Source organism: Kitasatospora sp. NPDC097605 (assembly GCF_040302725.1).
Lineage (GTDB): Bacteria > Actinomycetota > Actinomycetes > Streptomycetales > Streptomycetaceae > Kitasatospora.
In genome coordinates, this window is record NZ_JBEOSF010000053.1 from 11,608 (window position 1) to 26,570 (window position 14,963).

10 protein-coding genes are annotated in these 14,963 nt (G+C 73.2%); 7 read left to right on the forward strand and 3 right to left on the reverse strand.

Going from position 1 to position 14,963, the window contains the following annotated elements:
* Positions 1 to 81: 81 nt before the first annotated feature.
* From ABTX81_RS36335 to ABTX81_RS36345, 3 genes are read left to right on the forward strand one after another with little or no spacing between them, the layout of a single operon-like run.
* Positions 82 to 1,407: a hemolysin family protein gene (locus tag ABTX81_RS36335; RefSeq protein WP_350554605.1), complete on the forward strand. Its 1,326-nt coding sequence runs from the start codon at positions 82 to 84 to the stop codon at positions 1,405 to 1,407.
* Positions 1,408 to 1,437: 30 nt separating this feature from the next.
* Positions 1,438 to 2,478, forward strand: a complete 1,041-nt coding sequence (trpS, locus tag ABTX81_RS36340; RefSeq protein ID WP_350554607.1) for a tryptophan--tRNA ligase — start codon at positions 1,438 to 1,440, stop codon at positions 2,476 to 2,478.
* A complete protein-coding gene (locus ABTX81_RS36345) occupies positions 2,475 to 3,029 on the forward strand; it encodes a 2'-5' RNA ligase family protein (protein ID WP_350554609.1) in 555 nt (184 codons plus the stop codon). Before trpS ends, ABTX81_RS36345 begins: the two co-directional genes overlap by 4 nt.
* Here the strand turns inward: ABTX81_RS36345 and ABTX81_RS36350 are convergent.
* Complete coding sequence (locus ABTX81_RS36350; RefSeq protein WP_350554611.1) at positions 3,014 to 5,554, reverse strand: CDP-glycerol glycerophosphotransferase family protein; 2,541 nt, start codon at positions 5,552 to 5,554, stop codon at positions 3,014 to 3,016. The two genes, ABTX81_RS36345 and ABTX81_RS36350, sit on opposite strands and share 16 nt — an antisense overlap.
* Before the next feature lie 210 nt (positions 5,555 to 5,764).
* The gene (locus ABTX81_RS36355) at positions 5,765 to 9,340 is read right to left on the reverse strand and encodes a bifunctional glycosyltransferase/CDP-glycerol:glycerophosphate glycerophosphotransferase (protein WP_350554613.1); all 3,576 of its coding nucleotides are present in this window, start codon (positions 9,338 to 9,340) and stop codon (positions 5,765 to 5,767) included.
* Positions 9,341 to 9,489: 149 nt separating this feature from the next.
* On the opposite strand from ABTX81_RS36355, the gene ABTX81_RS36360 reads away from it, so the two are divergent.
* Positions 9,490 to 10,488, forward strand: coding sequence for a glycosyltransferase family 2 protein (locus ABTX81_RS36360; RefSeq protein WP_502892933.1), 999 nt, complete (start codon positions 9,490 to 9,492; stop codon positions 10,486 to 10,488).
* 55 nt (positions 10,489 to 10,543) lie between these two features.
* Entirely contained in the window at positions 10,544 to 11,512 is a 969-nt protein-coding gene (locus tag ABTX81_RS36365; RefSeq protein WP_350554615.1) for a YihY/virulence factor BrkB family protein, read from the forward strand.
* A 1-nt stretch (position 11,513) separates the two neighbouring features.
* Here the strand turns inward: ABTX81_RS36365 and ABTX81_RS36370 are convergent, their stop codons facing one another.
* Positions 11,514 to 12,731: a D-alanyl-D-alanine carboxypeptidase family protein gene (locus tag ABTX81_RS36370; RefSeq protein ID WP_502892934.1), complete on the reverse strand. Its 1,218-nt coding sequence runs from the start codon at positions 12,729 to 12,731 to the stop codon at positions 11,514 to 11,516.
* 146 nt (positions 12,732 to 12,877) lie between these two features.
* Here ABTX81_RS36370 and ABTX81_RS36375 point away from each other — a divergent pair, with 146 nt between their 5' ends.
* Both ABTX81_RS36375 and ABTX81_RS36380 read left to right on the forward strand, forming a co-directional pair.
* Positions 12,878 to 13,135 (forward strand): SCO4848 family membrane protein, encoded by a 258-nt coding sequence (locus tag ABTX81_RS36375; RefSeq protein ID WP_350554617.1) that lies wholly within the window; start codon positions 12,878 to 12,880, stop codon positions 13,133 to 13,135.
* Positions 13,136 to 13,242: 107 nt separating this feature from the next.
* Entirely contained in the window at positions 13,243 to 14,901 is a 1,659-nt protein-coding gene (locus ABTX81_RS36380) for a hypothetical protein (RefSeq protein WP_350554619.1), read from the forward strand.
* The last annotated feature ends 62 nt before the right edge of the window (positions 14,902 to 14,963 follow it).

The window sequence follows — 14,963 nt, forward strand, 5'->3', positions numbered from 1 at the left end:
GCCGCCGTGCGACCGGCCGGCACGTGGGGGGCGGCGCCGCGACGTCACCCTCCACGTGCCGGCCGGTCCTACACTCCCGCTGTGAACGAAACCCTCGAGGACGCCGCGCTCGTCCTCGTCTTCATCGTCCTGGGCGGCCTGTTCAACGTCGCCGAGATCTCGCTGATCTCGCTGCGCGAGGGCCAGATCCGGACGCTGGAGGCCCGCGGTACCCGGCGGGCGGCCCGGGCCGCGCACCTCGCGGCCGACCCGAACCGCTTCCTGGCGGCCGTCCAGGTCGGCGTCACCTGCATGGGCTTCCTCTCCGCCGCCTTCGGCGCCGACACGCTGGCCGGCAAGGTCGCCCCGCTGTTCGTCCGGGCCGGGCTCTCCGCGGGCGTCGCCGACGCCACCGCCCTGGTCGGCCTCACCCTGGTGATCAGCTACATCTCGCTGGTGCTCGGCGAGCTCACCCCCAAGCGGATCGGCCTCCAGCGGGCCGACTCCATCGCCGTGCTGGCCGCGCCGGTGGTGGACGTCATGTCGGTGGTGCTGCGCCCGGCGATCTGGCTGCTCGGCCACTCCACCGATCTGATGGTCCGGCTGCTCGGCGGCGACCCCACCGCCGGACGCGGCTCGATGAGCTCCGAGGAGCTCCGCGGCCTGGTCGCCGCCAGCACCGAACTCGGCAGCGACGAAAGGGCGTTGATCGCCGACGTGTTCGCCGCCGGGGAGCGCCAGCTGCGCGAGGTGATGGTCCCGCGTACCGAGGTGACCTTCCTGGACGCCGAACGCCCGCTCACCGAGGTCCGCGCCCAGGCGGACTCCTCGCCGCACTCCCGCTACCCGGTGATCGAGGGCAGCTACGACGCGGTGACCGGCTTCGTGCACGTCCGCGACCTGTACGGCGCGCGCGGCGAACGGGCCGCCAAGGTCCGCGACCTGGCCCGTCCGGTCAAGCTGCTGCCCGGCACCAAGCGGGTGCTGGAGGCGATGGGCGAGATGCGCCGCGAGGGCCACCACCTGGCGATCGTGGTCGACGAGTACGGCGGCACCGCCGGCATCGTCACCCTGGAGGACCTCGTGGAGGAGGTGATCGGCGAGATCCGCGACGAGTACGACACGCCCGAGCCCGCCCCCACCCGGCGGCTGGCCGGCGGCGGTGTGGAGCTCGACGGCCTGCTCAACCTGGCCGACTTCGCCGAGGAGACCGGCGTCACCCTCCCCGAGGGCCCGTACGAGACGGTGGCCGGCTGCCTGGTCGCCGCGCTCGGCCGGCTGCCCGCCGACGGCGACCGGGTGCGGATCCCGGCGGGCCCCGGCGAGGAGGTGCTCCTGACGGTGGCCAGGCTGGAGGGCCGGCGGATCGCCCGGGTCGGGGTGAGTGCGGTCACACTGGCGCGACCGCCGGGGCCGGAGGTTTCCTGACCGGTCGGTGGAGCTGGAACAATGGCCCGCATGGTCAACGCAGCGGTCACTGGTCCGGTCAAGGACCGTCCCCGGGTGCTCTCCGGGATCCAGCCCACCTCCGGCTCGTTCCACCTCGGCAACTACCTGGGCGCGGTGCGCCAGTGGGTCGACCTGCAGAAGGAGAACGACGCCTTCTACATGGTCGTCGACCTGCACGCGATCACCGTCGAGCAGGATCCGGCGACGCTGCGCCAGAACACCCGGATCTCCGCCGCCCAGCTGCTCGGCGCGGGCCTGGAGCCTGAGCACTGCACGCTGTTCGTCCAGTCGCACGTGCCCGAGCACGCGCAGCTCGGCTGGGTGATGAACTGCCTCACCGGCTTCGGCGAGGCCTCCCGGATGACCCAGTTCAAGGACAAGTCGGCCAAGCAGGGCGCCGCCGGCACCTCCGTGGGCCTGTTCACCTACCCGATCCTCCAGGTCGCCGACATCCTGCTGTACCAGGCGGACGCCGTCCCGGTCGGCGAGGACCAGCGCCAGCACGTGGAGCTCACCCGCGACCTCGCGGAGCGCTTCAACACCCGCTACAGCCCGACCTTCACGGTCCCCAAGCCGTACATCCTCAAGGAGACGGCCAAGATCCAGGACCTCCAGGATCCGGCCATCAAGATGAGCAAGTCGGCGTCCTCCACCAAGGGCCTGGTCAGCCTGCTCGACGAGCCGAAGGCCAGCGCCAAGAAGTTCAAGAGCGCCGTCACCGACACCGGCACCGTGGTCTCCTACGACGAGCAGGAGAAGGCCGGCGTCTCCAACCTGCTGCGGATCCACTCCGCGCTGAGCGGGCAGTCGATCGAGCAGCTGGTGGCGCACTTCGAGGGCAAGATGTACGGGGCCCTGAAGACCGAACTGGCCGACCTGTTCACCGAGTGGGTGACGCCGTTCCAGGAGCGCACCAGGAGCTTCCTGGACGACCCGGCCGAGCTGGACCGCGTCCTCGCGCTGGGCGCCGAGAAGGCCCGCGCGGTGGCCTCCGAGACGCTGGCCCAGGTGTACGACCGGATCGGCTTCCTCCCGGCCGCCAAGCGGTGACTCCGCTGACGAGCCTGCCCGGTGGTGACCGCCTCCCCGAGGTGGTCACCATCGGCGTGTCCGTCAGCGTCCCGGATCCGTACGGCGCGGCGATCCAGGACGCGCGGGCGGGGCACGGCGATCCGCTGGCCCGGTCGATACCCACGCACGTCACGCTGCTGCCGCCCACCGAGGTGCCGGCCGAGGCGCTGCCGAAGATCGAGGAGCACCTGGCCGCGGTGGCCGTCGCGCACCGGCCGTTCCGGATGGTGCTGCGCGGCAGCGGCAGCTTCCGCCCGGTCTCCCCGGTGGTGTTCGTCCGGGTCGAGGAGGGCGAGCGGGAGTGCCGGCTGCTGGAGGCGGACATCCGCTCCGGCCCGCTGGCCAGGGAGCTGGCCTTCCCGTACCACCCGCACGTGACGGTGGCGCACGGGCTCTCGGACGACGTGCTGGACCAGGCCCACGAGCAGGCCCGGTCCTTCCACGCGGCCTTCCCGGTGCCCGGGTTCGGCCTCTCCCGGTTCGACGCCGACGAGGTCTGGCGTCCCTGGCGGACCTACGGCTTCGGCTGACCGGCGCGCCCGGCCGGGCGGCCGAGCTCCAGCATCCGGTCGACCACCCGGCGGGCGGCGGCGCCGTCGTCCAGCGCGCAGTGCACCTCCTGGAACCGCCGGTAGCGCTCGGCGTACCCGGCGGGCACGGCGCCCCCGCCGTCGGCGAGTCCGCGCAGCGCGGTGACCAGCGCCGCCGAGTCCTCGAGCAGCGGGCCGGGGGCCTGCGCCTCGAAGTCGAAGGCGAAGCCGCGCAGCTCGTCCCGGTAGTGCGCCAGGTCGTAGGTGAAGAACAGCACCGGGCGGCCGGTGACGGCGAAGTCGAACAGGATCGACGAGTAGTCGGTCACCAGGACGTCGGCGACCATCAGCAGCTCCTGCACGTCCGGGTAGTCGGCGCAGTCGACGGCGAAGCCGTCCCCGGTGCCGGTCAGCGGCTCGCGGACGTGCGCGTGCGGCCGCAGCAGCAGGACGTGGTCCTCGCCGAGCGCCCGCCGGGCCCGGTCGAGGTCGAGCCGCAGGTCGAGCCGGAAGCCGTCGCCGTCCGGGCACGGCCGGTCCTCCCGCCAGGTCGGCGCGTAGAGCACCACCCGCCGGCCCTCGGGGATGCCGAGCCGGTGGCGGACGGCGGCCGCCCGCCGCGGGTCGGGGCGGGCCAGCACGTCGTTGCGCGGATAGCCGGACTCCAGGATCTCGCCCCGGTAGCGGAAGGCCCGGCGCAGGATCGGGGTGGCGAACGGGCTGGGGGAGACCAGCAGGCTCCAGTGCGGGGTCTCCCGGTCGAGGGCGGCGAGGTAGCCGTTGTCGGCGAGCCAGGGGTTGTCGACGTCGTGGGCGATCCGCTTGAGCAGGGCGCCGTGCCAGGTCTGGACGACGACCTGGCCGGGCCGGCGCTGCAGGAAGTCCGGGAAGTGGGTGTTGCCGACCAGGTAGCGGCTGGTGGCCAGCGCCCGGTACCACTCGGGGCTCCACACCCGCACGGCGCGCACCCCGGGCGGCAGCTCGGCCTGGGCGTCGTCGACCACCCACAGGTGCTCCAACGGCGTACCGCGGCGGGCGAGTTCGGTGTGCACGGCGCGCGGTGAGTCGGCGTAGCCGCGGCCGCCGAAGACGTCGTACAGCACGGCCTCGCGCAGCGGTTCGCGGCGGGCGGCGGGGTAGCCGGCGGTGCGCTGGCGGGCCTGGGTCCAGGCGCTGCGCTCGGTGGCGCTGAGGACGGGCGTGGAGTCCAGCAGCAGGGTGTCGTGCCAGCGGCGCTCCAGCACGATCCGCTTGCCGCCGGCCTGGGTGGAGGTGGGCAGCGCGGCCAGCACGGGGGCCGCGGCGGTCAGCGGACGGGCCGGGCCCGCCCCGCCGACGGGCTGCAGCGCGGCCTCCCAGAGGCCCTTGCGCAGCGGCAGCGCGGTGCCGTCGGAGCCGGTGCGGGTGACGGGCAGCCGGACCGTGAACCGCGCGTCGGGGCCGAGCTCGACCGGGTGGCGGACCTCGGTGCCGCTGCCGCTGTGCCGCAGCACCAGCTCCAGCGGGCCGGGCGCGGGGCAGCGGCCGGTGAGTTCGAAGGCGCCGGCCCGGGCGGTGAACCGCTCGACCCAGCCGGCGGCGGGCCGCACGCACAGCTGGAGCCGGCCGTCGGCGAGGTGCTTGAGGTGCAGCACCCGGTCCTCGACGCCGGGCAGCGGGTGCTGGCCGGCCACCGGACCGGTGCGCTCGTCCAGGACCAGCGGTTCGACGGCGCCGTCCGGGTCGACCAGGTCGACGTCCCAGTGCTCCAGCTCGCCGGTGCCGCGCCCGTCGGCGGTGAACAGCGGGTACGGCAGCCGGGCGGTGACGGTCCGTCCGGTGCGGGTGGCGGGCTCGGTGAGGACGGCGCCGCTCTCCCGGTGGCGCAGCCGCAGCACGGTGCGGGCCTGGCCGGGGTCGGCGGTGGTGAGGTGCAGGCCGATCCCGTCGGGGGCGGGTTCGGCCCGGTCGAGGCGCACGGCGGGGCGTTCGAGCCGCAGGACCAGCCGGCCGTCGGCGAAGTGCGGCTGGAGGCGGATGTCGTGGTCCACCCAGCGCGCCGGCGGGTACTCGCCGGAGCCGCACCAGTGCGGGGCGAGGCCGCCGTACTGGCGGCGCAGCCGGGTGGGGCGGCCGACGGTGAACAGGGTGGCCTCGATCCGCCAGTCGCCGAGCAGCCAGCCGTCGGCGCCGCGCAGCCGGCGCGGTTCGACGAGGGCGGTGAAGCCGGCCCAGTCGTGGTTGTGTTCGGGCTGGGCGCTGTCGTCGGTGATCTCCGGGAACCGGCGGGGCCGGGTGGGGACGTGGACGGGCTCCTGGCGGTCGTCGAGGCGCAGGGTGAGCCAGGTCCAGGCGGAGCCCGGGTGGGCGGTCGGCCGGTCGTCGGGGCGGGCGAAGCCGGTGAGTTCCAGGCCGCGGCCGCTCCAGCGGGCGCGCAGCAGTCCGAAGGCGGCGTTCTCCTCCTCGCTCGGCAGCGGGGCGCCGAAGCGGGCGTCGCCGAAGCGGGGCGCGGCGTGCGGGAGGACGAACCGGGTGAGGACAGCCATTTCCACGGACCTTTCTCGGCGAGAATTTCCATCTCACCCGGAAAAGCATCCGAGGTCAATTTGGGAATGTCATTGTCATTAGCTGAAAAGTTCCCCGGAGAAACGCCAGTTCGAAATTCCGGAATGTCGTGCGAGAACGGTCCGGAAAACGCCGGAGGCGCCCGGCGCGGTATTCGCGTCGGGCGCCTCCGGCACCGGCGGGGCGGCCGGTCAGGCCTCGCGGCTCAGCATGGCGTCCACGGCCCGGGCGGCGGCGTGGCCGTCGTCCAGGTCGCAGTACTTGGCGCGGAACGCCGCGTACTTCCCGGCGTACTCGGCGGAGACCTCGTCCACCCGGCCGAGCGCCGCGACCAGCTCCTCGGAGGTGGCCAGCAGCGGGCCGGGCGCGTCCGCCTCGAAGTCCAGCGAGAAACCGCGCAGGTTGTCGCGGTAGTGCGCCAGGTCGTAGGTGAAGAACAGGATCGGCTTGCCGGTCGCGGCGAAGTCGAAGGTCGACGCCGCGTAGTCGGTCACCAGTACGTCGGCGACCAGCAGCAGCTCGGCCATGTCCGGGTAGCTGCTGACGTCCCAGACGTAGCCGTTGCCGGCCTCGGCGATCTGCTCGCGGACGTTGGAGTGCCGGCGGACCAGCAGCACCTGGTCCTCGCCCAGCGCGGCCTGCGCCGCCGCCAGGTCCAGCTGGAGGTTCAGCTGGTAGCCGCCGTAGTGGCGGCGCCGGTCCTCGCGCCAGGTCGGTGCGTACAGCACGACCTTCTTGCCCTCGGGCAGGCCGAGCCGCTCGCGCACCCGCTCGGCGGTCTTCTCCTTGTCGGCGGAGAAGAACAGGTCGTTGCGCGGCAGGCCGCTCTCCAGGATCTCGCCCTTGAAGTCGAACGCGCGGCGCAGCACCGGCGCGGCCCAGGTGCTGCCGGCCAGCAGGATGCTCCAGTTCGGGACCTCCTTGGTGAGGCCCTTCAGGTAGTGCGCGTCGGTGAACCAGACCTTCTCGAAGTCGTGGCCGAGCTGCTTGAGCGGCGAGCCGTGCCAGGTCTGCAGGACGATCTGGCCGGGCCGGCGGACGAAGAAGTCCGGCAGGTGGGCGCTGGTGACCACGTACTTCGCGGTGGCCAGCGCCTCGAACCACTCCGGGCTCCAGAGCCGGACGGAGCCCGCCGACTGCGGCAGGTCCGCCTGCAGGTCGTCGGTGCCCCACAGGTGCTCCAGCGGCAGGCCGCGGCGCACCAGCTCCTCGTGGATCGCCCGCGGCGAGTCCGCGTAGAGGCCGCCGAGCGCGACGTTGTAGAGCACGGTGTCGCGCAGCGGCAGCCGGCGGGCGGCCGGGTAGTCGACCGTCCGCAGCTGGCGCTGGCGCCAGCCGCTGCGCTCTTCCGGAAGCAGTATGTTCTCCGCCTCCAGCTGCAGGCCGTCGTGGTGGCGGCGCTCCAGCACGATCCGCTTGCCGCGGGCCTCCGCCTCCAGCGGCAGCGAGTCCCAGCACTCGGGCGCGATCAGCACGTAGGAGGCCATGTCCGGGTGGAAGGCGGCGCCGACCGGGCGGAACGAGACGTTCCAACCGCCCTGGGCCAGCGGCACGTTGCCCGCGAAGGACGCGGTCGGCACGGCCGGCAGCGCGGTGCGGAAGCGGCCGTCGGCGATCTCCACCGGGTAGATGTGCTGCTCCTCGCCCCAGTGGTGGCGGACCACCAGCTCCCAGCGGTGGGTGCCGGGCAGCGGGAAGGTGCCGCTGAGCAGGAAGCCGTCCACGCCGCGCGCGGTGACCTCGTGCACTATCGGCTGCAGCAGCTGGTCCAGGAACTGCAGGTAGCCGCCGGGGGAGGGCTTGGTGTAGAGGGCGCGCCGCTGCTCCGGCGCGGCGTCCGCGTTGAGGACCAGGTTGAGCTGCTCCGGCGCGTTGCGGTCGTCCCAGGCGAGCGGCACGACGGTGCCGTCGGCCAGCACCAGGCTGGTGTCCCAGCGGTCGCGGGCGCGCTCCACGGCGATCGGGTCCAGCTCGGCCCAGCTCTCGCGGACCTCGGTCAGCTCGGAGGCCGGGAAGGAGGCGCGGAACGGCTGCAGGCTGCCGACCGGGGTGCCCGCGGAGACCGGGAAGAACAGCTCGCGCTCGGACTCGACGTGGGTCATCCGCAGCCGGGCCCCGGCCAGCCGGACGCCGGAGCGGGCCGCGCCGGCCACCTCCACGTTGTCGCCCTGCGCGGCGAGCCCGGTCACCCGCACCCGCACGTTCTCCACCCGCAGGTAGACGCTGCCGTCGCGGACGAACGGCACGATCCGCACGTCCGGCTCGACCCAGTGCGAGGGGAGGTAGATCGCGCTGTCGGCCCAGCCGGCCCAGATCCGGCCCTTGTAGACGCCGCCCTTGCCGGCGCCGGCGACCAGGACGCGCCAGTTGCCGTCCTTCCACTGGCCGCGGTGCTTGAGCTTCTCCGGGTCGACGGCGACGGTGAAGCCGGCCCAGTCGCAGTTGTAGAGGTCGTGGTGGTTGGTGGCGGTGGCCTCGGGGCTGTACACGGTCTTCATCGGCACGGCGATGACCCGGCGGCCCTTGGCCTCGCGCAGCACCAGCGTGCGGACCATGTCGTGCTTGTTGGCCGCGCCCAGCTGCTCCGGGTACGCGTGGCCGGTCAGCCGCAGCCGGCCGCCCTCCCAGCGCGACTCGTAGAGCCGGCTGCGGATGACGGTGGAGTTGCGCAGGCTGAGCAGGCCCGCCGGCACGCTCTTGCGGCCGCCGCGCAGGAACGGGTAGTCGGCGTACGGGCGCAGCAGGCCCTTGGCGATGACGCCGCCGTTGCTCTCGCCCTCGTACTTGATCTGCTCGACGAACTCGTCGATCCGGCCCTGCAGGGTCAGGTGGTACTTCAGGCGCAGCGGCGCGCGCAGCTTCTTGACCTGCTCCGGACCGATCGCGCGCAGCAGCCGGCTGACGCAGCGGATGTAGGCGTCCCGGTACTCCTTGTCGCCGTCCACGACGGACCAGAAGAACATCGGGATCTCCTCGACGAGGGTGTTCTCGTCGTAGGACCTCAGGTACTCGGCGAAGCGCGGCTCGGTCTGCTTCTTCAGCCAGCCGCGGACCAGCTCGACCGAGGTGACGCGGTCGATCAGGCCCTTGGGGTTGGTGCGCATCTGGGTGATCGACATCTCGCCGACCTCGCGCTCGCGCCAGTGGTAGATCGGCTCGGAGAGCACGTCCACGCTCTTGGCGAGGTAGTGGTGCGGCACGCTGACCGGGGCGTCCTCGTACAGGATGCCCTCGGGGTAGAGGATGCCGGCCGCGTCGAAGAAGGAGCGGCGGTACACCTTGTTCCACGCGGTGCGGTCGGTGACCAGCGACGGGATCTCGGTGATGTGGGTCTTGAGCACGGTCTTGGCGAACGGGCGGCTGTGGCCGCCGGACTGGTAGTAGCCGATCGCGCGGAACCGCAGCACATTGCCGGTGGCGAAGTCCGAGCCGGTCTCGTCCAGCGTGTTGATCATCAGCTCGTACGCGCTGGGCGGCATCGAGTCGTCGCTGTCGACGAAGCAGAGGAACTCGGAGTCCGGGTCGATGTGCCGGATGCCGGTGTTGCGGGCCGCGCCGAGGCCCTTGTTGACCTGGCGGACCAGCCGGAACCGGGAGTCCTTGGCGGCGTACGCCTCGGCGAGGGCCGCACTGGTGTCCTTCGAACCGTCGTCGACCATGACGCACTCGAAGTCCGTGAAGGTCTGGGCGGCGATCGAGTCGAGGCACTCCACGAGGTAGCGCTCGACGTTGTAGATCGGGACGACGATGGAGAGGCGGGGAGCCATCGGCTACGCAGGCCTTTCTCTGGAGGAGCGTGGCAGCCCGGTTCGGGGTCTGACCGCACTTTGATCGGTGCGTACGTGCCTGTTGATCCTACCGTCCGGCCCAAGGACCCCCGGGGCCCCCGGTCCGCCCTCCCCACTACCCTGGGGCCATGCCCCGCTTCAGTGTGATCGTCCCGGTCTACGGCGTCGAGGACTACCTTCCCGAATGCCTCGCCTCGGTGCTCGGCCAGGACGGCCCGGACTTCGAGCTGATCGCGGTGGACGACCGCTCCCCGGACGGCTGCGGAGCCCTGCTGGACGAGGCCGCCGCCCGCGACTCCCGGGTGCGGGTGCTGCACCTGGCGGAGAACGTCGGCCTCGGCCGGGCCCGCAACGCCGGCCTGGAGGTCGCCACCGGCGACTACGTGGTCTTCCTGGACAGCGACGACACCCTGACCCCCGGTCTGCTCAAGGCGGTGGACGACCGGCTCGCGGCCGGCGGCGACCCGGACGTGCTGGTCTACGACTACGCCCGCACCTACGCCGACGGCCGGATCGTCCGGGCCGCCTCGGCCAAGGTCTTCGGCGCCCCCTCCCGGGACGTCTTCGACCTCGCCGACCGCCCCGACCTGCTCGAACTGCTCCAGGTGGTCTGGAACAAGGCCTACCGCCGCGACTTCGTCACCGCCCAGGGCCTGACCTTCCCGGCCGGCTACTACGAGGACACCCCCTGGACGTACCCGGCGCTGCTCGCCGCCCGGAGCATCACCCTGCTCGACCGGGTCGGCGTCCACTACCGCCAGCGCCAGGAGGGCGGCAACATCCTGGCCACCGCCGGCCGCAAGCACTTCGACGTCTTCGGCCAGTACGACCTGGTCTTCGCGTTCCTGGACGGCCGCCCCGACCTGGACCGCTGGCGCCCGGTGGTCTACGGCCGGATGCTGCACCACCTCAACACCGTGGTCTCCCGGCCGGGCCGGGTCCCGCCCGGCGACCGCCGGGAGTTCTTCCGCCGCGCCGCCGAGCACTGCGCCCGGCTGCGCCCGGCCGGCTACCGGCCGGGCGGCGGGATGGCCGGGCTGCGCACCGAACTGCTCGGCCACGGCCGGTACACCGCCTACCAGGCGGTCCGGGCGCTGGCCCGGGCCCGGCGGATGGTCCGCCGCTGAGCACGTCCGGCCGAGCCTGACGGCCGTTCGGGGGACGTGCGGGTATAACCGGACGGTGGACTTCCTGACCCGTCTTCCGGTGATCGGCCCGCTCGTCTCGCGGGTGCTGCGCAGCCGCCCGTACCGCGCCTACCAGCACTTCGCCGCACTGCGCGGCAACCGGCTGGCCGGCGCGGTCACCTTCTTCGGTTTCCTCGCGCTCTTCCCGCTGCTGACGGTCGCACTGGCGATCGCCGTCGCGACCCTCAGCGACAGCCGGGTCGAGGACATCCAGCACCGGATCTCCGACCAGCTGCCCGGCATCTCGGACGCCCTGAACCTGCCCTCGCTGGTGGCCAACGCCGGCGCGGTCGGCCTGGTCAGCGGGGTGCTGCTGGTGCTGTCCGGGCTCGGCTGGGTGGACACCATGCGGACCTCGATCCGGGACCTGTGGCAGCTGCCCGACGAGGAGGGCAACCCGCTGCTGCGCAAGGCCTGGGACTTCGTGGTGCTCGGCGGCCTGGGCGTGGTCTCGCTGGTCTCGCTCGGCGCCTCGGCCGCCGGCACCACGCTGGCGGGCCGGATCGCCGACTGGATGGGCCTGGGCTCCGCCGGCTACCTGCTCACCGCGGCCGGCCTGCTGATCGCGGTGGGTTCGGACATGCTGCTCTTCGCCTACCTGCTGGCGCCGTTCCCGCGGATCGGCCACCAGCGCCGGCGGGACGTCCTGCAGGCCGCGCTGATCGGCGCGGTCGGCTTCGAGCTGCTGAAGATCCTGCTCTCCTCGTACCTCGGCTCGGTCGCCGGGCGGAGCCTCTACGGCGCCTTCGGGGTGCCGGTGGCGCTGCTGCTCTGGATCAACTTCGTCTGCCGGCTGCTGATGTACTGCGTGGCCTGGACCGCCACCGCCGATCCGGCGGCCGCCCGGAACCGGGCCCGGGAGCGCGCCCGGGCCCTGGTCGAGGCCGCCGACGAGGAGGCCGCCGAGGCGGCCGGCGGGGAGTCCGCCGCACCGTCCCGGGACACCGCGCGGCCGAAGGAGTAGCTCACCCGCCGGCGCGCCGCCGGCTGAGCAGCAGCAGGACGCCCGCGCCGCCGGCCGCCAGGGCCAGCCCGACGGCGACCCAGCCGGCCGGCCCGAGCTCGCCGCCGCCCCCGTCCGCGCGGGCGGCGGCCGGGGCCGGAGCGGCCGGTTCGGCGGCGCTCGGCGCGGGGTGCGGCGGCGGGGCGGGCGCCCCGGCGGTGCCGCCGGCCTGGCCGGTCGGCGCCGGCGCGAGGACCTCGCCCTCCTCGACCAGCTTCCCGACCGGGGTGACCTTGCCGGCGGCCGCGAAGCCCCAGTCCAGCAGCGCGGCCGTCTCGTCGTACACCTTCTGATAGCTGGACGGGTGCATGACCGTCACCAGCAGGGTCCGCCCGCCGCGTTCGGCGGCGCCGACGAAGGTGGAGCCGGCGTTGGTGGTGAAACCGTTCTTCACCCCGATCAGGCCGGGGTACTTGCCGAGCAGCCGGTCGGTGTTGGCGATCCCGAAGCTGCCGCGCTGCCCGGTGTTCTTGTCCACCGCGCCCGGGAACATCGCGTCGCGGGTCGCGCAGTACATCCGGAAGTCCGGGTTGCGCAGCCCCGCCCGGGCGAACAGCGTGAGGTCGTACGCCGAGGAGACCTGGCCGTCGGAGTCGTAGCCGTCCGGCGAGACCACCTTGGTGTCCCGGGCCTGGAGCGCCTCGGCCCGCGCCTGCATCTCGGTGACGGTCCGCTGCAGCCCGCCGTTCATGTGCGAGAGGACGTGCACCGCGTCGTTGCCGGAGCTGAGGAACACCCCGCGCCAGAGGTCCTCGACCTTGTAGTCCAGGTCCTCCTTGATGCCGACCAGGCTGCTGCCCGCGCCGATCCCCTGGATCTCCTCGGGCGCCACCTTGTGCACCGTCTCGCGGTCGAACTTGGGCAGCACGGTGTCCGCGAACAGGATCTTCAGGGTGGACGCCGGGGCGAGCCGCAGATGCGCGTTGCTGCTCGCCAGCACCTCTCCTGACGCCGCGTCGGCCACGATCCAGGACTGCCCGGTGAGGTCCCCCGGCAGCGCGGGGGCGCCCGCCAGCGGGCTCACCTGGGCCCCCGGGAGCCCCAGCCGCTCCCCGCCGACCACCACCGGCGGTGGCGGCGGCTCGGCCGGGGCCGCGACGGCCGCCGGGGCGGCGATCAGGAACGGGAGTGCCGCGACGGGCGCGGCGAGCAGACGTGCGAGCTTCGAGCGAGTGGGCACCACCAGACGGTACCCAGTCGGCGCCCCCGCCGTCCGCCCCTTGCCCCGCCGGACCGCAAGGAGGACCCCACCGTACGCCGAACGGACGCCCCCGCATACTGGGAGGGCACACCGTCTTCACCTCCCCGCCGCACCGAGGACCACCCATGAAGCTCAGCCGCCGCACCTCCTGGTTCCTGACCGCCTTCGGCGTCTGGTCCATGATCATCTGGACCACCTTCGTCAAGAACCTCTGGAAGGACTCCGGCGGCCAGGCCTTCACCGGCGGCGACCACTCCCAGCCCACCGCCTTCTTCTGGGTGCACCTCCTGCTCGCCGTGACCTCCTTCGCCCTCGGTGTCGCGATCGGCGCCATCGGCGTCCGGGGCCTGCGCGCGACGCGGCGGGAAACCGCCGCCGGCTGACGCGTTTTACCTGGTTGCCGGGGTGCGGGGCGCCCTGGAAGGATCCCTGTCGATCGACCGCGATCGAATCTTCATTCGATCGCGTTGACGACACAGGGGGTTACTTCGTGAAGCCTGTCCACCTCCGCCGGCTCGGCGGCGCCGTCGCCGTCGCGCTGACGGCCGGCCTGTTCGCCGCACCGGCCGCCGTCGCTGACGGTACCGGCCCGCGGGTCACCGGGACCACCGCCTCCCCGCAGCCCCGCGACCTCTCCGCGGGCACCGCCGGGGACGCCTGCGACGAGACCACCGCGCCCGGCTGGATCGGCCTGACCTCCGGCGGTCCCACGCTGCGCGCGGACGTCGCCTCGGACGTCTACGGTCCTCTCTCCGCCGCCTTCTCGGTGCGCGACCTGACCACCGGCACCGCCGCCTTCGACGGCACCGGTCAGGCCTACGGCGGCACCGCGACCACCACCGTCCCCGGCCTCGCTGACGGCCACGCGTACGCGTGGAACGCCCGCGCCCTCCAGGGCACCGAGACCTCCGCGGCCTCCCCGGACTGCCACTTCAAGCTGGACCTGAGCAGCCCCCAGGCCATCGTCTCCTCCACCGACTTCCCGCCCTCGGGATCGGGTCAGACGTCGACCAAGTACGCGGGCCAGACCGGCGCTTTCGTCGTCGGCGGCACCGACCCGGTTCCGGCCGGCGGCGAGGCCTCGGGCATCGCCTGCTTCCTGTACGCCTTCGACGCCTACCGGCTGGGCAGCGGCTGCGCCGCCGACAGCGTGAAGCCCGGCCCGGACGGCAGCGCCACCATCCGCGCCAAGGTGCGCCAATGGGGCACCAACACGCTCTGGGTCGTCGCGGTGGACAACGCGGGCAACCAGAGCTCCAGGGTCGGCTACACCTTCTACGCCCCGTCCAACCCCAACCCGCCGAGCGCGCCGGGCGACGTGGACGGGGACGGTGTCGTGGACATCCTGCTGCCGGACGCGCAGGGCAACCTGCAGTACATCAGCGCCTCGGCGAACGACACCACGCCGAACTGGACCGTCCGGGCACTGGCCGCGCCGAACGCGCAGCGCAACTGGACGCCGCTCCAGGTCGCCCACCGCGGCTGGGACTCCTCCGCCCACGCGCCGATGGACGACCTGTTCATCCACGAGCCGGGCAGCGGCTGGCTGAGCATGTACCGGAACTCCGACTACGGGGCGTTCGAGAGCTACACCACCGGGGCGAACCGGCCGGAGGAGTGCGAGGACGCCACCGGGGCCGTCGTCCCCTGTCCGGCGGACTTCGCGGCCAACTGGTCGAAGGCGGACCAACTGCTCGCATTCGGGCCGCTGGGCGACGGTCCGGAGCCCTCGCTGCTCACCCTGGAGGGCGGTGACCTCTGGCTGCACACCGGCGACTTCGCGTACTCCTTCGACCTGCGGAGCCGCAAGCTCACCACCGGCGGCTCCTGGACCGGCTACGACCTGGTCGCCCCCGGCCGCGACGGCGCCGGCAACCTCGCCCTGTGGGCGCGCGAGCGGGCCACCGGCGCGCTGCACGCGTACGCGATCCCCAGGCTCGCGAACGGCACGTTCGACTTCGCCGCCCTCGCCGACCCGACGGCGGGTGTGGTCGCCACCGGCTTCACCGTGGACGCCTACCCGGTGCTCGGCAGCTCCGGTGACGGCGACGGCGACACGGTGCCCGACCTCTGGGCCGTCACCGCCGACCGGCACCTGCTGACCTACCGGGGCCTCGCCGACCCCAAGGACCTCGGCGTCCTGAACTGAGCAAGCCCGAAAGCCCCCGTCCGGAACGGACGGGGGCTTTCGTCGTGCGGGACCGCTCCGGG